This window comes from Lentzea sp. NPDC059081, from assembly GCF_042738015.1.
GTDB lineage: Bacteria > Actinomycetota > Actinomycetes > Mycobacteriales > Pseudonocardiaceae > Lentzea.
In genome coordinates, this window is record NZ_JBHYGW010000022.1 from 87945 (window position 1) to 111678 (window position 23734).

The following is a 23734-nucleotide window of genomic DNA, read 5'->3' on the forward strand; positions in this document are numbered from 1 at the left end:
GGCCAGTGTGGATCGCGCCGCCGCCGACGAACTACCGGAGGTGCGGACGTGGGTGTGGACCGGCGACGTTTTCTCGGAGCCATGGGCGTGGGAGCTGGACTGCTGATGACCGGAGGAACCGCTGAGGCGGCACCTGCCACGAAGAGAGTGTTCTTCGGCGCGTACACGACGTGGAGCGGCGGCGCCAAGGGCATCGGCATCGGCACGTACGACACCTCGACCGGCCGGCTCGCCAAGACGGGCGTCATCTCCGGCGTGGTCAACCCGTCGTTCGTGGTCGAGTCCGCGGACGGCCGGTTCCTGTACGCCGTCAACGAGAACTCCTCCGGCGAGGTCACGTCGATCAACGCGGCCACGCTGAAGGTGATCAACAAGCAGGCGACCGGCGGCGCCGACCCGTGCCACCTGACGCTCGACCCGTCCGGGAAGTACCTGATCACGGCCGACTACTCGTCCGGCTCGCTGAGCGTCTTCCCGGTCAACGCCGACGGCAGCCTCGGCGCGCGCACGCAGAAGGTGCAGCACCAGGGCTCGGGACCCGACCCGGACCGCCAGGCGGGCCCGCACGCGCACCACATCGTGTTCGACCTGGCCGGCAAGTACGCGGCGGCGGTCGACCTGGGCGCCGACTCGGTGTTCTTCTACTCCTTCACCGGCCGGCTCCAGCTCGTCTCGACGGCGAAGCTCGCGCCCGGCGCCGGGCCGCGGCACATCGCGTTCCACCCGAGCGGCAAGACCGCGTACGTCGCGAACGAGCTGGACTCGACCGTCGTGAGCTGCGCTTACGCCGACGGGAAGCTCACGCCGGGGCAGGTGCTCAAGACCGCGCCCGAGGGCGCCGAGCGCAACTACCCGGCCGAGGTGCTGGTCTCGTCCGACGGCAAGCACGTCTACGTGTCGAACCGCGGCCACGACAGCGTGGCGCACTTCGCGGTCGACGGCGCCGGGCTGGCCCTGGTCGGCCACACGTCCGTCGGCGGCAAGTACCCGCGGCACATCACGTTCGACCCGACCGGGTCGTTCCTGTTCGCCGCCAACCAGAACTCCAACCTGGTCACGTCGTTCGCCGTCGACCGCGCGACCGGCAAGATCACGCCGTCCGGCACGCCGCTGAAGACCGAGATCCCGGTCTGCGTGCTGCCCACCCGACTGGGCTAACGCCCTTCCCGGTCCTGTGTGGACGCTGGTACTCCGGCACACATGGGTTTCTTGGCTGGGGTACTCGCGGTCGCACTGCTGGCGCCCGCGCCGATCGCACCGGAGTACGTCGCACTCGGCGACTCCTACGCGTCCGGTGCGGGTGCCGGCGCCTACCTGGACGGGGCGTGCCGCCGCAGCTCGAACGCGTATCCGGCGTTGCGGGGCGCGGAGTTCACGTCGTTCGAGTTCCTGGCGTGCAGCGGCGCGACCACCCGTTCGTTGCGGCCGCAGCTCCGCGCGCTGACCCCGGCCACTTCGCTGGTCACGATCACGATCGGCGGCAACGACCTCGGGTTCGCCGACGTGCTGACCACCTGCACGCTGAACGGCGACCGCGCGTGTGTTTCGCGGGTGTCCGAGGCGCGGGAGTTCACCCGCTCCTCGTTGCCTTCGCGGCTCGACTCCACCTACGCGGCGATCCGTGCTGCCGCGCCGCGTGCCCAGCTCGTGGTGGTCGGGTACCCGCGGCTGTTCACACCGGACGACCGCTGCCGGGTGATGTCCGGTGCCAAGCGGATGGCGTTGAACGACGCCGCCGACGAGCTGGCGGCGGTCGTCTCCCAGGCGGCTGCACTAGCCGGGGCTCGGTTCGTGGACCCGAGGGAAGCGTTTGCGGACCACGGTGTGTGCGCGGTGGAGCCGTGGATGAACGGGCTCACCAACCCGGTCGGCGACTCCTACCACCCGAACAAGGCAGGTCAGGCCGCCTACGCCCGAATCCTGTTCGGCTTCGGGCGGGTGTTCGTGTGATCATGCGCCGGTGAATGTGGCAGGGAGTCTTCTGAGGGAGGTCACGGCCACCCGGTACGTGACCCCGTTCCGCGAGGGCGGGTCGATGCCGGGCCTGGTCGAGGCCGACGACCTGGGCATGTACGTGGTGAAGTTCCGCGGCGCCGGGCAGGGCGTGAAGGTCCTGGTCGCCGAGATCGTCGTCGGCGAGCTCGCGCGGCGGCTGGGCTTCCGCATACCCGAGATCGTGCTCGTGCACCTCGACCCCGAGCTGGGGCGCGCGGAACCCGACCAGGAGGTCCAGGAGCTGCTGAAGGCCAGCGGCGGGCTGAACCTGGGTCTCGACTACCTGCCGGGCTCGTTCGACTTCAACCCCGTCGTGCGCGACCCCGGCACCGATCTGGCGACGCGGCTGCTGTGGTTCGATGCCCTCGTGCTGAACGTGGACCGCAGCTGGCGCAACCCGAACATGCTGCTGTGGCACCGCGAACCGTGGCTGATCGACCACGGCGCCTCGCTGTACTTCCACTACTCGTGGAGCGAGGACCGGCCCGCCACCAAGGAGTTCCGGTTCGACCCGTCCGACCACGCGATGCTGCCGAACGCGGCCGCGCTGTCCGAAGTGGACGCTCAGCTGGCGGCGGCGGTCACCCCGGAGCTGCTCGACGAGGTGCTCGCGCTCGTGCCGGACGAGTGGCTCGAAGGCGATCCCGCCGAGTTGCGGCAGCGCTACAAGGACTTCTTCACCTACCGCCTCGCGCACCGCGGCTGGGTCGACTCGCTGGAGGCCGCGCGTGCCGCACGTGTTTGAGTACGCGCTGCTGCGGGCCGTACCGCGGCAGGAGCGCGGCGAGTTCATGAACGTCGGCGTCATCGTCTACTGCCGGGCGCTCGACTTCCTGTGCGCCAAGACCTATGTGGACGGTGACCGGTTGCGGGCGCTCGACCCGCGGCTCGACGTCGAGACGCTCGAAAGCAGCCTGGCGCACCTCACGAGCTCGTGCGCCGGCACCGCCGACGCCGGGCCGGTCAGCAAGACCTCCACCGGGCAGCGGTTCCGGTGGCTCACGGCGCCGCGCAGCACCATCGTGCAGACCTCGCCCGCGCACACGGGATTCACCGACGACCCGTCTGCCGAGGTCAACCGCCTGTTCGAGGCGTTGGTGCTGCCGCCCCGGTAGGTTTCCTCGCAACCTGGACGGACGACTCGCGTCCCTAGGTGCAAAGCGAAACTAAAGCGATCGGGGTTGGCGACACATGAGCGCTGGGTATCACCACGGCTACCAGCAGCCGCGGCGTCCCATGCCGCCGCAGCGGCCGGTGCGGAAGAAGCGGCGTCCTGGACGCATCATCCTGGTGCTGCTGCTCGTCCTGGTTCTGGGTGCCGTCGGGTTCGGGTTCTACGTCGACTCGACGCTGACCCGGATCAACGCGCTGCCGGACTACGAGGGCCGTCCCGCCGAGACGGCGGGTACCACGTGGCTGCTCGTCGGGTCGGACGCGCGCGAAGGCCTGACGCAGGAGCAGAAGGACGCGCTCGCCACCGGTGACGCGGCCGGTCGGCGCACCGACACCATCATGATGCTGCACCTGCCGGACAACAGCGCCGCGAAGCCCGTGCTGCTGTCGATCCCGCGCGACTCCTACGTCGCGATCGAGGGCAACGGCCGCAACAAGGTCAACGCCGCGTACGCGTTCGGCGGCCCGCAGCTGCTCGTGAAGACCGTCGAGGGCGCGACCGGCGTGCGGATCGACCACTACATGGAGATCGGCTTCGGCGGGTTCTCCGACATGGTGGACGCGGTCGGCGGTGTCGACATGTGCCTCGACGAGCCGATCAAGGACCCGCTGGCCGGCATCGACCTGCCCGCCGGCTGCCAGGAGCTCGACGGGCCGCAGGCGCTCGGCTTCGTCAGGACGCGCGCGTTCGCGACCGCCGACCTGCAGCGCGTGCAGAACCAGCGGAAGTTCCTGTCGGCGTTGTTCGCCAAGGTCAAGAGCCCGGCCACGCTCGCGAACCCGTTCCGCCTCGTGCCGCTGATGAACGCGGCCTCGGGTGCGGTGTCGGTCAACGACGACGACCACGTGTGGCACCTCGCGAGCGTCGCGCTCAACATGAGCGAGGCGACGAGCGGCACGGTGCCGGTGGGGTCCACGCCGACGGTGCCCGGTGCGGGCTCGGTCGTGCAGTGGAACAAGGAGAAGGCCTCGCAGCTCTTCGACCTGATCAGCAAGGACGAGCCGGTGCCCGCCGAGCTGATCGCTCCCCCGAAGTAGTTACTCGGCAGGCTCGGGAGTGGGCTCCGAGCTGGTCAAACCGGCCTCCTGCGCGATCTCGTCGAGCTCGCGCAGGAGGTCGTCGTAAATGGGTGTGGTGGACATGGTGGTTCCCCCTCTAGCGATCTTCCCCCGTTCAGGTGACGGGAGCTTACGCCCCTGTACCCAAACTTTTGCGATCTATCCCCGCTCGGCGCTAAATGGTGGCTAAAGCCACCGCGTGACCAGGCGTTGTGTGGGGCCGCCACATGTTGATCACGGCCTGTGACGCCTACCGTTTCCGGTCATGTCGAGTGTCACGGGTCACACCGCGCTGGTCACCGGAGCCGCGAGCGGCATCGGCCTGGCCTGCGCCGAGGCGCTGGCCTCCCAGGGCGCGAAGGTCCATCTGGTCGACCGCGACCCGCGGGTGCTGGAGCTCGCCGCCGGGCTCGGCGGGACCGGGCACGTCGCCGACCTGACGGGCCCCGTCGACGCCCTGCCTGCCGAGGTCGACATCCTCGTCAACAACGCCGGCGTGCAGCACGTCGCGCCCATCCACGAGTTCCCCGCCGAGCGCTTCTCGGCGATGGTCGAGCTGATGCTGGGGGCGGCGTTCCGGCTCACCCGGCACGTCCTGCCGCACATGCACGACGCCGGCTGGGGCCGCTTGGTCCACATCTCCAGCGTGCACGGGCTGCGCGCGTCCGCGTTCAAGTCGGCCTACGTCGCCGCGAAGCACGGCCTGGAGGGGTTCTCCAAGGTCGCCGCCCTCGAAGGCGCGCCGTTCGGCGTCACGTCGAACTGCGTGGCACCCGGCTACGTGCGGACCCCGTTGGTGGAGAAGCAGATCGCGGACCAGGCGCGCGTGCACGACATCGGTGAGGACGACGTCACGTCGCAGATCTTCCTCCAGCGCAGCGCGGTCAAGCGGCTGATCGAGCCCTCCGAGGTCGCCGGCGCCGTGCTGTGGTTGTGCGACAACAGTTTTGTCACAGGCACGTCGTTGGCCGTCGACGGCGGCTGGACCGCTCAATGAGGAGTAGTCGATGATCAAAAAGGTGGTAGGCGCTTCGCTCATCGGGACGACCGTCGAGTGGTACGACTTCTTCCTCTACGGCTCGGCGGCCGCCCTGGTGTTCAACAAGCTGTTCTTCCCCACGGCAGACCCGCTGACGGGCACGCTGCTCGCGTTCACCACGTACGCGATCGGCTTCCTGGCCCGGCCGTTGGGCGGCGTGGTCTTCGGTCACTTCGGCGACCGGCTGGGGCGCAAGAAGCTGCTGGTGCTGTCGCTGTTGCTGATGGGTGGCGCGACGATGCTGATGGGCGTGCTGCCGACGTACGCGTCGGTGGGCGTCCTGGCGCCGTTGCTGCTGACTTTGCTGCGGCTGGTGCAGGGTTTCGCGCTCGGCGGCGAGTGGGGCGGGGCCGTCCTGATCGTGTCGGAGCACGGGGACGCGAAGCACCGCGGGTTCTGGGCGTCGTGGCCGCAGGCGGGAGCGCCGGGCGGCAACCTGCTCGCGACGGCCGTGCTCGCGATCCTGGCCGCGGTGCAGTCCGACGCGGACTTCCTCGCGTGGGGCTGGCGGATCCCGTTCCTGCTCTCGGGCGTGCTCGTGGTGATCGGGCTGTGGATCCGGCTGCAGGTGTCCGAGTCGCCGGTCTTCCTGGCCGCACAGGAGAAGGCGGAGAAGGCGCCGAAGCAGGAGAAGGCGCCGGTCCTCGAACTGCTGCGCGACCACTGGCGCGAGGTGCTGGTCGCGATGGGCGCCCGGCTCGCCGAGAACGTGTCGTACTACGTGATCACGGCGTTCATCCTCGTCTACGTGACGACCGGCCTGGGCCTGTCGAAGTCGGTGGGGCTCAACGCGGTGCTGATCGGCTCGGCGGTGCACCTGGTGACGATCCCGGTGTGGGGCCACCTCTCCGACCGGTTCGGGCGCAAGCCGGTCTACCTGGTCGGCGCGGCCGGCATGGCGGTGTGGGTGTTCGCGTTCTTCGCCATGCTGGACACCAAGAACCCGTTCCTGATCATCGTGGCGACGACGGTCGGCCTCGTGCTGCACGGCGCCATGTACGGGCCGCAGGGCGCGTTCTTCTCCGAGCTGTTCGGGACGCGGGTGCGGTACTCGGGTGCCTCGATCGGCTACCAGCTCGCGTCGATCGCGGCCGGTGCGCTGGCCCCGTTGATCGCGACGGCGTTGCTGAAGGCCTACGGGTCGTCGCTGCCGATCTCGATCTACGTGGTGGCCATGTGCGTGCTGACCGTGGTCGCGGTGCTGGCCGCGCGGGAGACCCGTGGTGCGGATCTGGAGGAACGTGACAGGGTTGGGGTGTGACACGACGGCGTGAGGCCGAACTGGCGGCGTTGTTCGAGACCGCGTCCGAGCTCGCGGGCATGCGCGACCCGGACGCGGTCCTCCGCTCGATCGTGCGCAGAGCGCGGACGCTGCTCGGGACGGACGTCTCGTACCTGTCGATGAACGACCCGGCCGGCACCTACATGAGGGTGACGGACGGGTCGTTCTCGCCGTTGTTCCAGAAGGTCCGGCTCGGGCTCGGCGAGGGACTCGGCGGCCTGGTCGCGCAGACCGCGCGCCCGTACTCGACCTCCGACTACTTCGCCGACGCCCGCTTCAACCACACCCGGCCGATCGACTCGGCGGTGCGCGACGAGGGCCTCACCGCGATCCTCGGCGTGCCGCTGAAGCTCGACTCGAAGGTCATCGGCGTGCTGTACGCGGCCGACCGGACCCCGCGCGAGTTCCCGCCCGAGGAAGTGGCCCTGCTGCAGTCGCTGGCCGACCACGCGGCCATCGCGATCGACACGGCGTCGTTGTTCGCGACCATCCAGTCGCACAACGAGGCCATGAAACGCGCAGAGGAAGCCCACGACCGGCTCACGGACCTGGTGCTGCGCGGCGGTTCCTCGGCCGAGGTGGCCGCGGCGGTGGGGGAGCTGCTCGGCGGGCCGGTCGAGGTGCTGGAGACCGTGCCATCGCCGGCGGTGCGGGCCAACGGCCGTGCGGTGCTGGTGGGGGAGGTGTGGGTGTGCGCGGTGCTCGCGGGGTCCGAGCTGCTGGGCGGGATCACGCTCTCAGGCCGTCCCGACCTCTCCGACGCGGACCGTCGGGTGTTCGAGCGGTCGGCGGCGGTGACGGCGTTGTTGTTGCTGCTGCGGCGAACCGTGGCCGAGGCGGAGAACAAGGTCCGTGGTGAGCTGATCACCGACATCCTGGACGGCCGCGACGCCACCGGTCTGCTGGCTCGGGCCCGGCGGGTGGGTGTCGAGCTGTCCGAGCCGCACGTCGTGCTGGTGGCGGACGGGAACCTGTCCGGTGCCACGCATTACGCGTCGGTCCACAGAGGACTGGCTGGGTCGCGTGGCCGTGACGTCGTGCTGGCCTTGCCGTCGTCGTCCACCGGCGTGATGCGCGATGTGGCGAAGGCGTTGGACGCGACGGTCGGTGCGTGCGGGCCGGTCGCCGGTCCGGTGGCGATCGCGGCGGCCTTCGAGGAGGCGCGGCGGTGCCTGAAGGCGTTGCGGCAGCTGGGACGGGACAAGGACGCGGCGACGTTGGACGACCTCGGGTTCGTCGGCGTGCTGCTGGGCGACCGCGCGGACGTGTCCGGGTACGTGCGGTCGGTGCTGGGGCCGGTGCTCGACTACGACACCGAACGCGGCACGGAGCTCGTGCACACGCTGGAGGTCTACTTCCGCTGCGGCGCCAACCTCAGTCGTGCCAAGGCGGAGCTGCACCTCCACGTCAACACGGTCACGCAACGGCTCGACCGGGTCTCGTCGTTGCTCGGCGCCGACTGGCAGACGCCGGACCGCGTGCTGGAGGTGCAGCTCGCGTTGAGGCTACTTCGCCTGCAGGACAGCTGATCTTTCGACAGGAACGGCGTCGCCGGCGGCAGCGTCGGAGTTGCCGAACGGCTTGGCGATCACCATGTACACCAGGCCGATGCCGACCACGAGCGCGCCGCTGAGGATCACGACGTAGTTGTCGTACCACGGCGCGTCCGGGGTGCGCGGCCACACCATGTTGACCATCGCCGCGACGCCGTACGCGAGCGCCAGGACGTTGACGACCAGGCCCCAGCGGCCGAGCGTGAACTCGCCCGACGGCGTCCAGCCCTTGAGCCGTGCCCGCAGCGCCGCGAACACCACCATCTGGAAGCCCAGGTAGATGCCGAGCGTCGCGAACGAGACGATCTTGTCCAGCGCGTTCGTCGAGAGCATCGACGCGACCACGATGACCGCGGGGATCACGCCGGCCAGCGCCAGCGCGTACGGCGGGATGTGGCGCTTCGGGTTGAACTTCGCCAGTGCCCTGTGCCCGAACAGCATCTTGTCGCGGGCGTAGGAGTAGGTCAGCCTGCTGGCCGCGGCTTGCAACGACATCGTGCAGGACAGGAACGAGATCAGCACGACCGCGATCACGATCTTGTACCCGACCGGGCCGAACGCGTTCGTCAGGACGTTCGTGACGGGGTCGGCGTCCTCACCGCTGATGACCCTGCCGAAGTCCGGCACCGCGAGCAGCAGTGACAGGCACGCGAACGTGGCCGCCGCGCCGCCGATGTAGATGGTGCGGCGCATGGCCTTCGGAATGACGCGGCCGGGATCCTCGACCTCCTCCGCGGTGTCGCCGCACGCCTCGAAGCCGTAGTACTGGTAGAGGCCGATGATGCCCGCCGCGAAGAACGCCGGCAGGTAGCTGCCGGACCCCTCCGCGCCGAAGCTGTCGAACAGCACGCCCAGGCCGTGGATCCGGTTGTCGACGAGCAGCCAGACGCCGACGACGAGCGCGCCGACGATCTCCGCGGCGAACCCGAAGATCGCGGCCCAGCTCAGCACCTTCGTGCCGGCGTAGTTGATGAGCGTGGAGACCACGATGATCGCGACCGCGCAGAGCACGGTGTTGCCGACCGTCGCGGTGTAGCCCAGCAGCGTCGCCAGGTAGGGGCCCGCGCCGTAGCTGACGGACGCGATCGTGACCAGCAGGGCGATCATGTAGACCCAGCCGGTCATCCACGCCCAGCGCTTGCCCCACAGCCGCCGGGCCCACGGGTAGACGCCGCCTGCGACCGGGTACTGCGCGACCAGTTCGCCGAAGACCAGCGCGACCAGGAACTGGCCGACGCCCGCCACGACGAAGCTCCAGATCATCGGCGGACCGCCCAGGGCGAGGGCGGTGCCGAACAACGTGTACGTGCTGACCACGGGGGAGAGGTACGTGAAGCCGAGCGAGAAGTTCGCCCAGGGACTCATGTCCCGCTTGAACTCCGACGTGTACCCGAGGTCTTTGAGCCTGTCCTCGGCCGTCAGGTTCACGCGCCCCCCTTGATCAGGTCGGCGGCGCGTTCTCCGATCATGAGGACCGTGACCATCGGGTTCACGGTCGGCATGGTGGGGAACACGGACGCGTCGACGACCCGCAGGCCCTGCAAGCCGATCACCTTGAGATCACCGTCCACAACGGACCCGATCGCGCACGTGCCCGCCGGGTGGTAGACGGTGTGCGCGGCCCGGCGGCCGTACTCGGACAGCGCCTTGTCGCTCGTGACGTCCGGGCCGGGAGCGATCTCCCGTTTCAGCCACGACCTGAGCGGCTCCTGCTCGGCGATCTTCCGCGCGATCCGGAAGCCGTCGACGAGGGTCTGCTCGTCGTAGCCGTCCGGGTTGGTGAAGTAGCCGAAGTCGAGCGCCGGCTTCTCGGTGGGGTCGTTGGACTTCAGCCACAGGCGGCCCTTGCTGTGCGGCCGCGGGATGTTCGGCGTCATGCAGACGCCGTGCTCCACCTTCGGGTAGCCGAGGCGTTCCGTGTTGGTGGTGAACGGAATCTGGTAGAAGTGGAACATCAGGTCCGGCCTGGGGTCGGACTCGTCGCGCCGGACGAACAGGCCCGCGTCGGAGTCCATCACCGAGTTCTCCGGCAGCGGCTTCGTGGTCTCCCAGACGATCACCGACTCCGGGTGGTCGAGCAGGTTCTCGCCGACGCCGGGCAGGTCGTGCTTCGGTTCGATGCCGATGTTCCTGAGGTGCTTCGAGTCGCCGACGCCCGACAGCATCATCAGCCGCGGGGTGTCGATGGCACCCGCGCAGAGCAGCACTTCCTTGTTGGCCTCGATGTAGCCCTTGTCGGTGTGCACCCCGATCGCCTCGGTGCCGTCGAACTCGATCCTGCTCGCCCAGGTGCGCAGCAGCAGCGTCAGGTTCCGGCGGCTGCCGAGGATCTCGTGCAGGTACGCGGTCGACGCCGACGAGCGCTGGTTGTTCTTCTCCGGGTGGTAGGCGATGGAGAAGAAGCCCACGCCGTCCTCGAACGGCTCCGCGTTGAAGTCGTCGACCTCGTCGACCCCGATGGCCTCCTGAGCGGCCGTCACGAAGTCCTTCGCGATCGGGTTCCTGTCCTTCTCCGCCACCGGGATGATGTTGAGCTGGACCTTGTCGTAGTACGGGCCGATCGCGTCCCACGTCCAGCCGTGGCCCCAGTCGTCGAAGTCCTGCGGCAGGGGGGTGAAGCAGATCAGCGTGTTGTGGCTGGAGCACCCGCCGAGCACCTTCGCGCGGCTGTGCCGGATGTGCGAGTTGCCGCGGGGCTGCTCGACCGTCGGGTAGTCGTAGTCGTACTCGGTCTCGAGCAGGTTGATCCAGTTGCGCAGGTTGAGGATCTTCTCGTCGCCGACGTCGGACGGCCCGCCCTCGATGACCGCGACCGTGACGGACGGGTCCTCGGTGAGCCGCGCGGCGAGGACGCACCCCGCTGTTCCGCCTCCGACGATGACGTAGTCGTAAGCGGTCACTGGGCGGAGTCCTTTCGCGCGGAACCGGTGCCGCGGGCGAACCAGTTCTGGGCCTGGGGCTTGAGGTTCTGGTACACGTGCTTGGGCTCGGTGTACTCGTGCAGACCGGCGGTGCCGAGCTCGCGGCCGACACCGGAGCGCTTGAAGCCGCCCCACTCCGCCTGCGGCAGGTACGGGCCGAACTCGTTGATCCAGACCGTGCCGTGCCGGAGCTTCTTCGCGACGCGCTGCGCCTTGTCGAGGTCCTGGCTCCAGACACCGCCGGCGAGGCCGTAGTCGGTGTTGTTGCCCAGCGCCACGGCCTCCTCCTCGGACTCGAACCGCTCGGCCGTGATGATCGGGCCGAACGTCTCGTCCTGGACGAGCCGCATGTCCTTGGTGCAGTCCGCGTAGACGGTGGGGCGGAAGAAGAAACCGTTCTGCAGCTCGGCATCCTCCGGCCGGCGGCCACCCGCCCTGAGGGTCGCGCCCTCCTGCTTCGCGAGCTCGACGTAGCTCTCGACCTTGGCCCGGTGCTCCTCGCTGACGAGCGGCCCGGACTCGGTGTCGGCGTCGAAACCGTTGCCCAGCTTGATCCGGTCGGCCCGGCGCGCGACCTCGGTCACGAAGTCGTCGTAGACGCTGCTGTGCACGATGAGCCGCGTGCCCGACGAGCAGACCTGGCCGGCGTGGAAGAACGCGGCCGTGAGCGCGTAGTCGACGGCGGTGTCGAGGTCGGCGTCCGCGAAGACGATGTTCGGGTTCTTGCCGCCCAGTTCGAGCGCGACCTTCTTCACGGTCTTCGCCGCCGACGCCATGATCCGCTGACCGGTGGCGAGGCTGCCGGTGAACGAGACCAGGTCGACGTCCGGGTGCTCGCTCAGCGGCGCGCCGACCTCGGGCCCGGTGCCGAGGACGAGGTTCGCGACGCCGTCCGGGAGGCCGGCCTCCGCCAGCAGCTCGAAGAGCTTGATGGTGGTGAGCGGCGTGATCTCGCTGGGCTTCGCGACGAGCGTGTTGCCCGCGAGCAGGGCCGGCGCGATCTTCCAGGAGATCTGCAGCAGCGGGTAGTTCCAGGGCGCGATCATGCCGCAGACGCCGACCGGTTCGTAGTCGATGCGGCTGATCACGTCCGCCGGGGCGCCCTGCACGATCTTCGGGTGCAGCAGCCCGGCGAGGTTGCCGTAGTAGCGGAACACGGCGACGACGTCGTCCACGTCGATCCTGCTCTCCACCAGCGTCTTGCCGGTGTCGAGCGTCTCGGTGCGGGCGATGTCCTCCTTGTCGCGCTCCAGGAGGTCCGCGACGTGGTTCAGCACGGCGGCGCGGTGTTCGGGGGCGGAGTGCTGCCAGTCGCCGTGGTCGAAGGCGTTTCTGGCCTTCTCGATCGCGGCGATCGCCTGGTCGCGGGTTTGGTCCTCGACCTCGGTGAGAACACTGCGGTCGTAGGGGTTGATGATCTGCCGCACCGGCGACACGGGCGCCTCCCTGTTCGTCCGTCCACGAAGGACATCGGGGTGTAGCCGGTCGCCGGTGGGTTTCAAACCGTGACGACCGTCTCCTACTTCAGGTTCCTGCGCAGCCGGGTGAACAGCCGCGCGTTGCTCATCGCGACGATCCCGACGACATCGTCTCCGTTGTCGCCGTCTCGGTACGTCGCCACGAACTTCCTGTCCTCGATTGACCCGTCTTCGACGCGAACGTCACGCGTCGCTCGCCCGATGAACTGGATTCGCACCCCGTACTGGTCGGACCAGACGTAGCCGCCGTTGGTGTGCGTGGCGACCGTCTCGCCCGCCAGCAAGTTGCGAGTCGCGATTTGCGCCTGCTCGGTCGCGGACGTCCAGTGCTCGGCCCGGACGCCCGCGCAGTTCGCGACGTCGCCGACGGCCACGATGTTCTTCACAGCCGTCACCCCGCCCGCGTCGCACACGACGCCGTTGTCGACCTGGACGGGTCCGCCCACGAGCCAGTCCGTCGCCGGACGGACGCCGATGCCGGCGACGACGACGTCCGCGTCCACCTTGCGTCCATCACTGAGGTTGATTCCATGGTTGATTCCGCCGTCAACGTTGACCGAGTCAACATTGACGCCCGTAATCAACGTTGATCCATGGTCGCCGTGCAGTAGTCCAACTGCAGCGCCCATCTCCTCACCCAGTACACGGATGAGCGGTGCCGGCAACGCCTCGACGACGGTGACTTCCTTGCCCAGCGCACGCGCACTCGACGCGATCTCCGCGCCGATGAACCCCGCCCCGATGACCCCGACGCTCTGAGCCCCGGCGAACGCCTCGCGGAGCTTGATGGCGTCGTCGAGCGTGCGCAGCACGTGCGCGCCGGGAATCGTGCGCGGGATGCCGCCCGTCGCGATGACGACGCCGTCGGCCTCGACCGTCGTGCTGTCGCTCAGGGCGATCTCCCGGGTGGAGAGCAGCCCGGTCGCCTGGACGCCCAGACGCCACTCGGCGTCGAGCGCGTCGAGGTCCTCCTGGTCCGCCAGCGGTACGGCCTCGACCTTGCCGAGCAGGAAGTCCTTCGAGAGAGGAGGCCGGTCGTAGGGGAGGTGGACCTCGTCGCCGATGACGACGAGCCGTCCGTCGAACCCCTGCTGGCGCAGTGCCTGCGCCGACCTCAAACCGGCGAGTGATGCACCGATGATCGCGATCGTCCTCACGCCACGTCCTTGTTCACCTCGACATCGACATAGACCACTCCATCCTCCACAAGAACGGGGTAGGTCCTCACCGGCCTTTTGGCGGGCAGACAGGTGGGTTCGCCGGTGCGCAGGTCGAAGCTCGCGGCGTGCAGCGGGCACTCGACGAAACAGCCCTCCAGCCACCCCTCGCTGAGCGAGGCGTCCTGGTGGGTGCAGGTGTCGTCGACCGCGTACAGGACGCCGTCGGCGTTGAACACCGCGATCGGCACGTGGGGACCGACGACGCGAACGGCCTCCCCCGCGGGCAGGTCCATGAGAGCGCAGGCGCGGATCATCGTCGGCCTCCGTTGCGTGACACGGCACACGTTCCGAATGACGCAACACAATGTGCGGCTCTCGCGACGCGCCGTCAAGAGGTCGAGCGGCCTGTTTTACCTGCCGGATACTGTTGCGCGATGAGCAACTCCGACTCGGCAGCTCAGGTGCAGTCCGTGGACAGGGCCATCAGCGTGCTCGAACTCCTCGCCCAGGGCGAGGCCGGCATCACCGAGATCGCGGGTGAGCTGGGCGTGCACAAGTCCACGGTCTCCAGACTCGTGTCCGTGCTCGAGTCGCGCGGGCTCGTCGAGCAGCTCGGGGAGCGGGGGAAGTACGCGATCGGTTTCGGGGTCGTGCGGCTGGCCGGGGCGGCTACCGGGCGGATGGACCTGACCAAGCTCGGGCAGCCTGTTTGTCAGTCTCTTGCCGATGCGTTCGGTGAGACCGTGAACATCGCTGTGCATGACGCCGGGGTGGCTATCAACATCACTCAAGCTCGTGGGTCGGCGGCTGTTTCCGCGGTCAACTGGATCGGGCAGCGGACGCCGTTGCACGCGACTTCGTCCGGTAAGGTTTTGTTGGCTTACTTGGCTGTTGATGAACGTAAGCGGTTGGCTTCTTTGTCGTTGGATTCTTATACGGTCAACACCGTTGTTGATGCTGATCGGTTGTTGGCTGAGTTGGATGTTGTGTCTTCTCAGGGGTATGCGGCTTGTTTTGAGGAGCTGGAGCTGGGGTTGCATGCGGTGGCCGTGCCGGTGCGGGGGCATCGGGGGGAGGTTGTGGCCGCCATGAGTGCTTCTGGGCCTTCTTATCGGTTGAGTCGGGAGCGGGTTTTGGAGATTGTTCCGGCTATGACTTCTGCTGCTGGGGAGTTGTCGGCTCAGTTGGGGTATTTTGCTGGGTGAGTTTTGGTGTTGGTTCCAGCGTGGTCGCCGTTGCGGTCTGGTGCTGGTTCCAGCGTGGTCGTCCTTGCGGTCGGGTGCTTGTTCCAGCGTGGTCGCCGTTGCGGTTTCGTGGCTGTTCCAGCGTGGGCGTGCACCTCGGACGAAAGACTGGGTTCATCGCCGCTCCGCGACGATCCGCGATTGGGGCTTGACTTCGGGGCCCTTGCGAGGCGCTGGTTCGGCCGGAAAAGGCCGGATGCTTCGCAACCGGCCGATCCACTAGTGGTAGCACCTCGCACCCAAAGTCAAGCCCCAATCGCCTAACCACGAGTGGGTGCACCGCTACCCATCGGCGTCAGGTCTGCACGGCTCGCCTTCGGCATCGCGGTTGTGGGAGTGCGGGGGTTGTTACTGCTCGCCTTCGGCATCGCGTTGCCCGATCTGTCTGCCGCCTCCCGCCTCCGGCTCCCGGTCGGCGGACGCTAGGAGTGCGGGCCCCTTCTCGGCCAGGTTGACGACGTCGTCCCAGGTGGGCGTGGGTCGTCCTCGCCATGGGCGGTCTCGGACGCCTTGTGCGACTGGAGCCTGCGGAACGTCCCGCAATGACCGGTTCTGGTGGGAGCCGGACGTCTCGCGCCCGAACGGCAGTATTGACAGCCGGTCTCGCTGGCCGCACTTTGTTGCTGATGGCGGAACGGGTTCCGTTCCACGCAACGGCGGCGAAGGGGTGTCCTGATGCCTGGTGAAGTGCCTCGCGTGGTGCTGGTGGGGGCGGGGATCGTCGGGTGTGCGTTGGCCGACGAGCTCACCGAACGAGGATTCACCGACGTCACGGTGTTGGAGCAGGCTGATGGGCTGGCGGCTGGTGGGTCCAGCGGTCATGCGCCCGGGTTGGTTTTTCAGACGAACTCGTGTCGGAGCATGACTCAGTTCGCGCGGTACACGGTGGAGAAGTACACGGCGCTCGGGTGCTTCGAGCAGATCGGCGGGCTGGAGATCGCCACCAGTGAGGCTCGGCTCGCTGATCTGGCTCGGCGGCACGGGTGGGCCACGTCGTGGGGCGTGGAGAGCCGGCTGGTGGACGCGGACGAGGTGGCTCGGCTGTACCCCCTGCTGGATCGGGAGCAGGTGCTCGGCGGGTTCTTGATTCCCAGTGATGGGCTGGCCAAGCCGGTGCTGGCCGCTGAGGTGCAGGCTCGGCGGGCGACTGAGCGCGGGGCTCGGTTCGTGTTCGGGCAGAAGGTTGTCGCGGTGGAGACTGCGGGCGATCGGGTTGCCGGGGTGCGGACCGAGAGTGAGACGTTTGCCGCTGACATCGTCGTGTCGTGTGCCGGGATGTGGGGGCCGGTGCTGGGGGAGATGGTCGGGTTGACCGTTCCGCTGGTGCCGATGGCGCACCAGTACGCGTTCACCGGGGAAGTGGACGCGTCGGTGGAAGCGTTGGCGCGGCAGCCGATCCTGCGGCACCAGGAAGCCGATCTGTACTTCCGGTCGCACGGGCGGGCCGTCGGGATCGGGGCCTACGGGCACAAGCCCATGCCGATCAGGGCCCAGGACATCACCGGGTCGGAGCTGCCGTTCACCAAGGAGGACTTCGAGCCGTCCTGGGAGGCGGCGGTGGACCTCATTCCCGCGCTGGCCGAGGCCGGGGTCGACCACGGGTTCAACGGGCTGTTCTCGTTCACCAGCGACGGGATGCCGTTGCTGGGGGAGCATCCGGGGTTGAGCGGGTTCTGGGTGGCCGAGGCGGTGTGGATCACGCACTCCGCCGGGGTCGCGCGGTCGGTGGCCGAGTGGATCGTCGACGGGCAGCCCGAGCTGGACCTGCACTCCAGTGACCTCGGGCGGTTCGAGCAGGTGCAGCTGGCGCCGGACTTCGTGCTGGAGAGCAGCTGCCAGAACTTCGTCGAGGTCTACGACCTGCTGCACCCGTTGCAGCCCATGGAGAGTCCGCGGCCGATCCGCACCAGTCCGTTCTACGAGCGGCAGAAAGAGCTCGGGGCGTTCTTCCTGGAGGCGTCCGGGTGGGAGCGGCCGCACTGGTACGAGGCCAACGCGGACCTGCCCGAGGTCGCGGAGGTGCCCGAACGCAACGAGTGGGCGGGCCGGTTCTGGTCGCCGATCTGCGGGGCCGAGGCGCTCGTGACGCGCAAGCGGGTGGCGATGTTCGACATGACGCCGTTGAAGCGGCTGGAGGTCAGCGGGACGGGGGCGTTGGAGTTCCTGCAGCGCATGACGACCAACAACCTCAACCGCAAGCCCGGTGCCGTCGTCTACACGCTGCTGCTCGACGAGCAGGGCGGGGTGCGCAGCGACCTCACGATCGCGCGGCTCGACCGCACCACCTTCCAGGTCGGCGCCAACGGCAACCTCGACCTCGAATGGCTCACCCGGCACGCGCCGGAAGGCGTCCACGTCAAGGACATCACGCCGGGAACGTGCTGCATCGGTTTGTGGGGGCCGAAAGCGCGCGATCTGCTCGACGGTGTCGCACACACGCTCGACACGCAGAAGGGGTACTTCACCGCGCAGAGGGCGTTCATCAAGAACGTTCCGGTGACCGCGCTGCGACTGTCCTATGTGGGCGAACTCGGCTGGGAGCTGTACACCACGGCCGACCTGGGCCCGAAGCTCTGGGACACGCTGTGGGAGGCGGGGCAGGAGCACGGCGTCATCGCCGCCGGGCGCGGGGCGTTCAACAGCCTGCGGCTGGAGAAGGGCTACCGGTCGTGGGGCACCGACGTGACGACGGAGCACGACCCGTTCGAGGCGGGGCTCGGGTTCGCGGTCCGGCAGGACAAGGACTTCCTCGGCAAGGAGGCGCTGCACAACCTCACGTCCACCAAGAAGCTCACCTGCCTCACGATCGACGACCCGCACGACGTCGTGATGGGCAGCGAACCCGTGTACCACCAGGGAGAACCGGTCGGGTACGTCACGAGTGCCGCCTACGGGTACACGACCGGCCTCAACATCGCCTACGCCTGGCTGCCCAGCGAGATCGACGACGAGGTGGAGATCGAGTACTTCGGGCGCAAGGTCACCGCGCGGCCGGCGCGGGAGCCGTTGTTCGACCCCGAGATGAAGCGGCTCAGGGCCTGACGTGGCCTACGACGTCATCGTCATCGGGCTCGGCGGCATGGGCGGTGCCGCCGCGTACCGGCTCGCCCGGCGCGGCTTGAAGGTGCTGGGGCTGGAGAAGTTCACGCCCGCGCACACGCTGGGGTCGAGCCACGGCGGGTCGCGCATCACGCGGCAGGCCTACTTCGAGGACCCCGCGTACGTGCCGCTGCTGCTGCGCGCCCACGAGATGTGGGACCAGATCGAGCAGGACAGCGGCGAGCGGATCTTCCACCGCGTCGGCGGCGTCATCGTCGGCCCGCCGGACAGCGACACGATCAGCGGCAGCCGGGCGAGTGCCGAGCAGTACGGGCTGAAGCACGAGCTGCTCGACGCGCACGAGACCCGCAAACGTTTCCCCACCCTGCGTCCCGAGGCGGACGAGGTCGCGCTGTACGAGGAGGGCGCGGGGTTCGTCGTGCCGGAGGCGGCGGTGCGCGCTCACCTCGAACTGGCGCGGCGAGCGGGCGCTGAGCTGCACTTCGAGGAATCGGTAAAGCACTGGGAACAGGGCCGCGTCACCACGGCGCTGGCGACTTACGAAGCCGAGCACGTCGTCGTGTGTCCGGGAGCGTGGGCGCCGGAGTTGTTGCGGGACCTGGAAATCCCGTTCGAGGTCGAACGAGCCGTCCAGCACTACTTCACGCCCACCGGCGACTTCGACGACCACCCCGTCTACATCTGGGACCCCGCGGACGGCCGCGGCTTCTACGGCTTCCCCCGCATCGACGGCGCGGTGAAGGTCGCGTTCCACACCGGCGGCGACCCGTGCACGGCCGACACGATCGACCGCACGGTGCACGACCACGAGGTCGAAGCCATGGTGGACGCCACCGCACGACCGATGCCCGGCATCGCCGGGACGTACCAGCGCGGCGCGACCTGCCTGTACACCAACACCGCCGACCGGCACTTCGTCATCGCCCGCCACCCCGAGCACGAGAACGTGACCGTGGCGTGCGGTTTCTCCGGGCACGGGTTCAAGTTCACGCCCGTCGTCGGCGAGATCCTGGCCGACCTCACGACCGACGGGGCCACGCGGCACCCGATCGCCCTTTTCGACCCTGCTCGCTTGAGAGGCGGAGCATGACCGGCAGCCTGATCTCCACCCTTGAGGGCCGCTACTACACCGACCCCGCGATCTTCGCGCAGGAACAGGCGGAGATCTTCGAGAAGATGTGGTTCTGCGCGGTCAAGTCCAGCGACCTCGCGAAGCCAGGCGACTTCCGCACCGTGCAGGTGGGACGCGAGAGCGTGCTCATCGCCCGCGACCGCACCGGAGCGCTCAACGCGTTCCTCAACGTGTGCCGCCACCGCGGCGCGCGCATCTGCGTCGACGACGCCGGCAGCGTCAAACGGGCGTTCCAGTGCCCTTACCACGCCTGGACGTACGCGTTGGACGGAAAACTGATTGCCGCACCCAATCTCACCTCAATGCCGGACATCGATCGCGTTGAGTACGGACTGACGAAGGTGCATCTGCGCGAGTGGCTCGGGTACGCGTGGGTGAATCTCGCCGAGAGTCCTCCGAGCTTTGAGGACGACGTCCTCAGCGCGGTGACCGAACGCCTCGGCAGCCTGGACGCCATCGACGGGTACGAGATCGACGAGTTGTCCGTGGGCAAACGAATCGTCTACGACGTGAAGGCCAACTGGAAGCTGATCATCGAGAACTTCATGGAGTGCTACCACTGCGCGACGATCCACCCCGAGCTCACCGAGGTCCTGCCCGAGTTCGCCGACGGCTACGCGGCCCAGTACTACGTCGGGCACGGCGCCGAGTTCGGTGACGAGATCCAGGGCTTCACGGTCGACGGCAGCGAGGGCTTCGAGAAACTCTCCAGCCTGGAAGAGGAACGCGACAGGAAGTACTACGCCATCACGGTCAAACCACAGGTGTTCATCAACCTCGTGCCGGACCACGTGATCCTGCACCGCATGTACCCGGTGGCCGTCGACCGGACGGTCGTGGAGTGCGACTGGCTCTACGCCAGGGAAGTCGTCGACACCGGCCGTGATGTCTCTCGCTCGGTCGAGCTGTTCCACCGGGTGAACGAACAGGACTTCGAAGCCTGCGAGCGATGTCAGCCCGCGATGGCCTCCCGCGCCTACGCGCAGGGCGGAGTGCTGGTGCCCTCGGAGCACCACATCGGCGGGTTCCACGCGTGGCTGGTCCAGAAACTGGAATCAGCCGACTAGGGGATCGACCTATCACCCGTGCACGCGAAAGCTTGCACGGGTGATGGAGCAGACGGACTGCTTGCTCCCGGACGGGGAGCACGATCTCCTCCGCCGCATCCGGCAGTTGGCCGAGCGGGCGGAACGGACGGCGCACAACAGGTCCAACTTCGTGGGACCACCGCCGTCGCAAGAGCACCTGGACATCCTCGCGGAGATCAGAGCGCTCTCCGAGGAGATGACCACGTCGGCGAGCGGGGCCAGACCGGCCGGGGTGGTGCCCCGGCAGGCCAGACCCGCTGACGATCTGATCGCGAACGGCTGACGGTCAGCGGCGCTGGCCGCGCACCATCTTCACGAGACCCTTCATCGACTCCTCCAGCCCGGAGCCGAAGGGGTTGTCGTGCACCAGGTACGTCCACGTCGAGCTCGGGCGCTTCACCCCGGCGTCGGCGAGGTCGTAGCCGTCGTCGGTGATGGTCGCCGCCTCGTACTTCTCCCTGGTGAGCTCCCACGACTCCGGCACGATCTTGTTGAACGCCGGGATGGCCTCGCGGTGGAACTCGTCCAACGGGTTCTGCCGTGCCAGCGCACGCAGGTGGATGCCCTCGCGCAGGTCCGACAGGAACGTCAGGTGGTGCGTCCACAGGTCGTCGAGGAAGAACAGCGTGATCTTGCGGGCGGCGTCGCCGGCCACCTCGTCGGACACGCCTTCCTTCTCGCCGACCTTCTCGAACGCCGCGTCCGTGCGCATGACGACGTCGCGGTGCTTGAGCAGGATCTCGCGCTGGTGCTCGATGAGCTTGTTGTAGCGCCAGGTGTTGCGGTGGATCTCCAGGTTCACGCCCTCGGCGACGCGCTGCGCGTGCTCGAAGGTGTGCAGCAGGCCCTTGTCGCGCACGCGGCCGTCTTCGTCCACTTCGGACGGGTCCTCGGCGTCCGGCGCGTACTGCGTGACGAGGTCGTCGTGCATGGAGGAGAAGAACACCGAGCCGCCGGGGTCGCCCTGACGTCCGGCGCGGCCGCGCAGCTGGTCGTCCAGTCGTGACGACGAGTGGCGTCCGGTGCCGATCACGTACAGGCCGCCCAGCTCGGCGATCCGGTCGTGGTCCTCGCCCTCGTGGCCGCCGAGGCGGATGTCCGTGCCGCGACCGGCCATCTGCGTGGAGACGGTGACGCGCTGGTACGAGCCGGCGTCGGCGATGATCGACGCCTCCTCGGCGTCGTTCTTCGCGTTCAGCACCACGCACTCGATGCCGGCGTCGCGCAGCTTCGAGGAGATCCGCTCCGACTCCGCGACGTCGAGCGTGCCGACGAGGATCGGCCGCCCGGTCTCGTGGACGGTCTTGATCTCCTCGACGATCGCCTCTTCCTTCTGCTCCAGCGTCGCGTAGAGGCGGAAGTGCTCGTCCTCGCGGATGTTCTCCTTGTTCGGCGGGATCACGAGCACCTCGAGCTCGTAGAACTCGCGCAGGGTCTCCGCGACGGCGACGGCGGTACCGGTCATGCCGCAGCGCGTCGGGTAGCGGGAGAGCAGCGCCTGCACCGTCATCGAGTCGAGGATCTCGCCCGACTCGGTCGTCTGGACGTTCTCCTTGGCCTCGACCGCGGCCTGCAGGCCGTCCGGCCACCGCTGCAGCTTCGCGACGCGGCCGCGGGTGTCGTTGATCAGGTGCACCTTGCCGTCGCGGACGATGTAGTCGACGTCGCGGTGCAGCAGCACCTGGGCGTGCAGGGCGACGTTGACCTTCGACAGCGTCGAGGTGACGTGCTCCTGCGAATACAGGTCGATCTCGCCGAGAGCGCGCTCGACGGCCTCGGAGCCCGCGCCCGTGAGGAAGACGTTGCGCTCCTCGTCGTCGATCTCGTAGTGCAGGTTCTGCCGCAGGCGCTTCACCAGGTCGGCGATGACCGGGTCGGCCGCCTCCGCGCTGGTCGAGCCGGCGAGCACGAGCGGCACGCGCGCCTCGTCGACGAGCACCGAGTCGGCCTCGTCGATCAGGGCGACCTCCGGCTCGGGCACGATGAGGTCGTCGGGGCTCGTGACGATCCGGTCGCGCAGCACGTCGAAACCGATCTCGCTGACCGGCGCGTACGTGACCTCGCACTTGTAGGCCTCGCGGCGCTCCTCGGCCTTCGAGCTGCCGTTGATCCAGCCGACCGTGACGCCGAGCAGCCGGTACAGCGGGCCCATCCACTCCGCGTCGCGCTGGGCGAGGTAGTCGTTGACGCTGACCACGTGGACGCGCTTGCCCTTGACGGCGAACCCGGCCGCGGCCATGGCGCCCGCGAGCGTCTTGCCCTCACCGGTCGCCATCTCGACGACGAGCCCGCTGAGCATGCCCAGCGCGCCCAGCACCTGCACGTCGAACGGACGCTGCCCGATGGCGCGCTCGGCGGCCTCTCTGGTGAGGGCGACGAGCTCGGTGTCCGTGCTCTCCTCGCGCAGCTTCTTCGCGTGTTCCGTCAGCTCCTCGTCGCTGAACGCCTTGAACGCGTCAGCGTGTTTCTCCACGTCCGCGAGCAGAGCCTGGAACGGGGCGAGGTCAACCGACGCCGGTTTCTGGGCGAACCGACGCATCCGCTGCTTGAAGCGCGCCATGAGAGTGGTCACGACGCAGCAACGTACGGCATCGCTCCGGGGTTCCGCAGAGGTCTTGACTGTGAAGGATCGTTTTGTCCGGATTTACTGCCGGTTCGGGTGCGTTTGCGCAGTTCAGCGGTCGAAGTCGGTCTCGCGCGAGACCTTCTCCCACAGCTCGACCCCGGCCCGCACCTGGTCGAGGTGGGCGAGCACGCCGTCCACCGCGTCACCGCCCAGCGGCAGCCGCAACGGCGTCTCCGCGGCGTCGAGGGCGGTGAGGATCGCGGCGGCGGCCTTCGCGGGGTCACCGGGCTGCTGACCGTCGCGCACGTCGATGAACTTGCGGGTCTTGCCGGACGACTCCGCGTAGACCTCGGTCCGCCGGGACTCGGTGTAGCCGCGCAGCAGGTTCGTGCGGAACGAGCCGGGTTCGGCGATCAGCACCTTGATCCCGAACTCCTTCACCTCGTCGTCGAGCGCCTCCGACAGGCCTTCAAGCGCGAACTTGGACGCGCTGAACGCCGCGAACCCGCCGTACGACAGCTGCCCGCCAAGGCTGCTCACCTGCACGATGGCCCCCTCGCGCCGTGCGCGCATGTGCGGCAGCACGGCCCTGATGAGTGCCGCCGGCCCGAACACGTGCACCTCGAAGAGATCGCGCAACTCCGCGTCCGTGGTCTCCTCCACGGACCCCACGTGCATACGGCCCGCGTTGTTGACGAGGACGTCTATCCGCCCTTCTTCGGCGATGACGTTGGCAACGGTCGTCCGGATGGCCTCGTGGTCGGTCACGTCCAGCTGGACGGGGACGACCTGGCGCGGGTGGGCCCGCACCAGGTCGTCGAGCGTCTCCGTCCGGCGCGCGGCGGCCACGACGCGGTCACCGGCCCCGATCGCGGCCTCGGCGATGGCGCGGCCGAGACCGCTGTTGGCGCCGGTGACCATCCATACCCTGTCGGACACGCCGTCATCTCCTCGGTCGGTTCCTCGTCAGTCTGACTGAGGGTT

At 68.5% G+C, this 23734-nt stretch carries 19 protein-coding genes and 1 pseudogene; 13 read left to right on the plus strand and 7 right to left on the minus strand.

Annotated elements, in window-relative coordinates:
* Positions 1–105 precede the first annotated feature (105 nt).
* The 8 genes from ACFWV3_RS34750 to ACFWV3_RS34785 all read left to right on the plus strand — a co-directional run bounded on the left by ACFWV3_RS34750 (position 106) and on the right by ACFWV3_RS34785 (position 8077).
* On the plus strand, positions 106–1158 hold the full coding sequence (locus ACFWV3_RS34750) for a lactonase family protein (protein WP_382417700.1): 1053 nt from the start codon (positions 106–108) through the stop codon (positions 1156–1158).
* Between the two features lie 42 nt (positions 1159–1200).
* Positions 1201–1950 (plus strand): SGNH/GDSL hydrolase family protein, encoded by a 750-nt coding sequence (locus ACFWV3_RS34755; protein ID WP_382417702.1) that lies wholly within the window; start codon positions 1201–1203, stop codon positions 1948–1950.
* Between the two features lie 10 nt (positions 1951–1960).
* Positions 1961–2740, plus strand: a complete 780-nt coding sequence (locus ACFWV3_RS34760; protein ID WP_382417703.1) for a HipA family kinase — start codon at positions 1961–1963, stop codon at positions 2738–2740.
* Positions 2724–3110: a DUF3037 domain-containing protein gene (locus ACFWV3_RS34765; protein WP_382417705.1), complete on the plus strand. Its 387-nt coding sequence runs from the start codon at positions 2724–2726 to the stop codon at positions 3108–3110. The genes ACFWV3_RS34760 and ACFWV3_RS34765 overlap by 17 nt, the downstream gene beginning before the upstream one ends.
* A 76-nt stretch (positions 3111–3186) precedes the next feature.
* Positions 3187–4206, plus strand: a complete 1020-nt coding sequence (locus ACFWV3_RS34770; protein WP_382417707.1) for an LCP family protein — start codon at positions 3187–3189, stop codon at positions 4204–4206.
* A gap of 286 nt (positions 4207–4492) precedes the next feature.
* Positions 4493–5224, plus strand: a complete 732-nt coding sequence (locus ACFWV3_RS34775) for an SDR family NAD(P)-dependent oxidoreductase (RefSeq protein ID WP_382417709.1) — start codon at positions 4493–4495, stop codon at positions 5222–5224.
* Positions 5225–5234: 10 nt separating this feature from the next.
* Complete coding sequence (locus ACFWV3_RS34780; RefSeq protein WP_382417711.1) at positions 5235–6527, plus strand: MFS transporter; 1293 nt, start codon at positions 5235–5237, stop codon at positions 6525–6527.
* A complete protein-coding gene (locus tag ACFWV3_RS34785; protein ID WP_382417713.1) occupies positions 6524–8077 on the plus strand; it encodes a helix-turn-helix domain-containing protein in 1554 nt (517 codons plus the stop codon). Before ACFWV3_RS34780 ends, ACFWV3_RS34785 begins: the two co-directional genes overlap by 4 nt.
* On the opposite strand, the gene ACFWV3_RS34790 is transcribed toward ACFWV3_RS34785, so the two are convergent.
* From ACFWV3_RS34790 to ACFWV3_RS34810, 5 genes and pseudogenes are all read right to left on the minus strand, one after another.
* Positions 8054–9529, minus strand: coding sequence for an APC family permease (locus ACFWV3_RS34790; protein WP_382417715.1), 1476 nt, complete (start codon positions 9527–9529; stop codon positions 8054–8056). The two genes, ACFWV3_RS34785 and ACFWV3_RS34790, sit on opposite strands and share 24 nt — an antisense overlap.
* Entirely contained in the window at positions 9526–11001 is a 1476-nt protein-coding gene (locus ACFWV3_RS34795) for a GMC family oxidoreductase (protein WP_382417717.1), read from the minus strand. The genes ACFWV3_RS34790 and ACFWV3_RS34795 overlap by 4 nt, the downstream gene beginning before the upstream one ends.
* A pseudogene (locus tag ACFWV3_RS34800) lies at positions 10998–12493 on the minus strand (aldehyde dehydrogenase family protein). Before ACFWV3_RS34800 ends, ACFWV3_RS34795 begins: the two are co-directional and overlap by 4 nt.
* 48 nt (positions 12494–12541) lie before the next feature.
* Positions 12542–13657, minus strand: coding sequence for an NAD(P)/FAD-dependent oxidoreductase (locus ACFWV3_RS34805; RefSeq protein WP_382417719.1), 1116 nt, complete (start codon positions 13655–13657; stop codon positions 12542–12544).
* The gene (locus tag ACFWV3_RS34810) at positions 13654–13974 is read right to left on the minus strand and encodes a bifunctional 3-phenylpropionate/cinnamic acid dioxygenase ferredoxin subunit (RefSeq protein ID WP_382417721.1); all 321 of its coding nucleotides are present in this window, start codon (positions 13972–13974) and stop codon (positions 13654–13656) included. Before ACFWV3_RS34810 ends, ACFWV3_RS34805 begins: the two co-directional genes overlap by 4 nt.
* A 120-nt stretch (positions 13975–14094) precedes the next feature.
* On the opposite strand from ACFWV3_RS34810, the gene ACFWV3_RS34815 reads away from it, so the two are divergent.
* From ACFWV3_RS34815 to ACFWV3_RS34835, 5 genes are all read left to right on the plus strand, one after another.
* Positions 14095–14865 carry an IclR family transcriptional regulator gene (locus tag ACFWV3_RS34815; protein ID WP_382417723.1) on the plus strand — a complete coding sequence of 257 codons (771 nt, stop codon included), beginning with the start codon at positions 14095–14097 and terminating at the stop codon, positions 14863–14865.
* A gap of 714 nt (positions 14866–15579) precedes the next feature.
* On the plus strand, positions 15580–17946 hold the full coding sequence (locus tag ACFWV3_RS34820; RefSeq protein WP_382417725.1) for an FAD-dependent oxidoreductase: 2367 nt from the start codon (positions 15580–15582) through the stop codon (positions 17944–17946).
* Position 17947: 1 nt separating this feature from the next.
* Positions 17948–19054 (plus strand): N-methyl-L-tryptophan oxidase, encoded by a 1107-nt coding sequence (gene solA, locus ACFWV3_RS34825; RefSeq protein ID WP_382417727.1) that lies wholly within the window; start codon positions 17948–17950, stop codon positions 19052–19054.
* On the plus strand, positions 19051–20163 hold the full coding sequence (locus ACFWV3_RS34830) for an aromatic ring-hydroxylating dioxygenase subunit alpha (RefSeq protein ID WP_382417729.1): 1113 nt from the start codon (positions 19051–19053) through the stop codon (positions 20161–20163). Before solA ends, ACFWV3_RS34830 begins: the two co-directional genes overlap by 4 nt.
* A 43-nt stretch (positions 20164–20206) precedes the next feature.
* Entirely contained in the window at positions 20207–20467 is a 261-nt protein-coding gene (locus ACFWV3_RS34835; RefSeq protein ID WP_382417767.1) for a hypothetical protein, read from the plus strand.
* Positions 20468–20470: 3 nt separating this feature from the next.
* Here ACFWV3_RS34835 and secA2 read toward each other — a convergent pair whose 3' ends face one another.
* Both secA2 and ACFWV3_RS34845 read right to left on the minus strand, forming a co-directional pair.
* Positions 20471–22756 carry an accessory Sec system translocase SecA2 gene (secA2, locus tag ACFWV3_RS34840; protein ID WP_382417730.1) on the minus strand — a complete coding sequence of 762 codons (2286 nt, stop codon included), beginning with the start codon at positions 22754–22756 and terminating at the stop codon, positions 20471–20473.
* A gap of 102 nt (positions 22757–22858) precedes the next feature.
* Complete coding sequence (locus tag ACFWV3_RS34845; protein ID WP_382417731.1) at positions 22859–23689, minus strand: oxidoreductase; 831 nt, start codon at positions 23687–23689, stop codon at positions 22859–22861.
* Positions 23690–23734 lie beyond the last annotated feature (45 nt).

What these genes read in the sequence shown, in the direction of transcription:
- ACFWV3_RS34770 (WP_382417707.1), top strand. Translation starts at nt 3,187, where the DNA reads ATGAGCGCTGGGTATCACCACGGCTACCAGCAGCCGCGGCGTCCCATG.
- ACFWV3_RS34755 (WP_382417702.1), top strand. Translation starts at nt 1,201, where the DNA reads ATGGGTTTCTTGGCTGGGGTACTCGCGGTCGCACTGCTGGCGCCCGCG.
- ACFWV3_RS34810 (WP_382417721.1), bottom strand. Translation starts at nt 13,974, where the DNA reads ATGATCCGCGCCTGCGCTCTCATGGACCTGCCCGCGGGGGAGGCCGTT.
- ACFWV3_RS34820 (WP_382417725.1), top strand. Translation starts at nt 15,580, where the DNA reads ATGCCTGGTGAAGTGCCTCGCGTGGTGCTGGTGGGGGCGGGGATCGTC.
- ACFWV3_RS34775 (WP_382417709.1), top strand. Translation starts at nt 4,493, where the DNA reads ATGTCGAGTGTCACGGGTCACACCGCGCTGGTCACCGGAGCCGCGAGC.
- ACFWV3_RS34815 (WP_382417723.1), top strand. Translation starts at nt 14,095, where the DNA reads ATGAGCAACTCCGACTCGGCAGCTCAGGTGCAGTCCGTGGACAGGGCC.
- ACFWV3_RS34750 (WP_382417700.1), top strand. Translation starts at nt 106, where the DNA reads ATGACCGGAGGAACCGCTGAGGCGGCACCTGCCACGAAGAGAGTGTTC.
- ACFWV3_RS34830 (WP_382417729.1), top strand. Translation starts at nt 19,051, where the DNA reads ATGACCGGCAGCCTGATCTCCACCCTTGAGGGCCGCTACTACACCGAC.
- ACFWV3_RS34780 (WP_382417711.1), top strand. Translation starts at nt 5,235, where the DNA reads ATGATCAAAAAGGTGGTAGGCGCTTCGCTCATCGGGACGACCGTCGAG.
- ACFWV3_RS34835 (WP_382417767.1), top strand. Translation starts at nt 20,207, where the DNA reads ATGGAGCAGACGGACTGCTTGCTCCCGGACGGGGAGCACGATCTCCTC.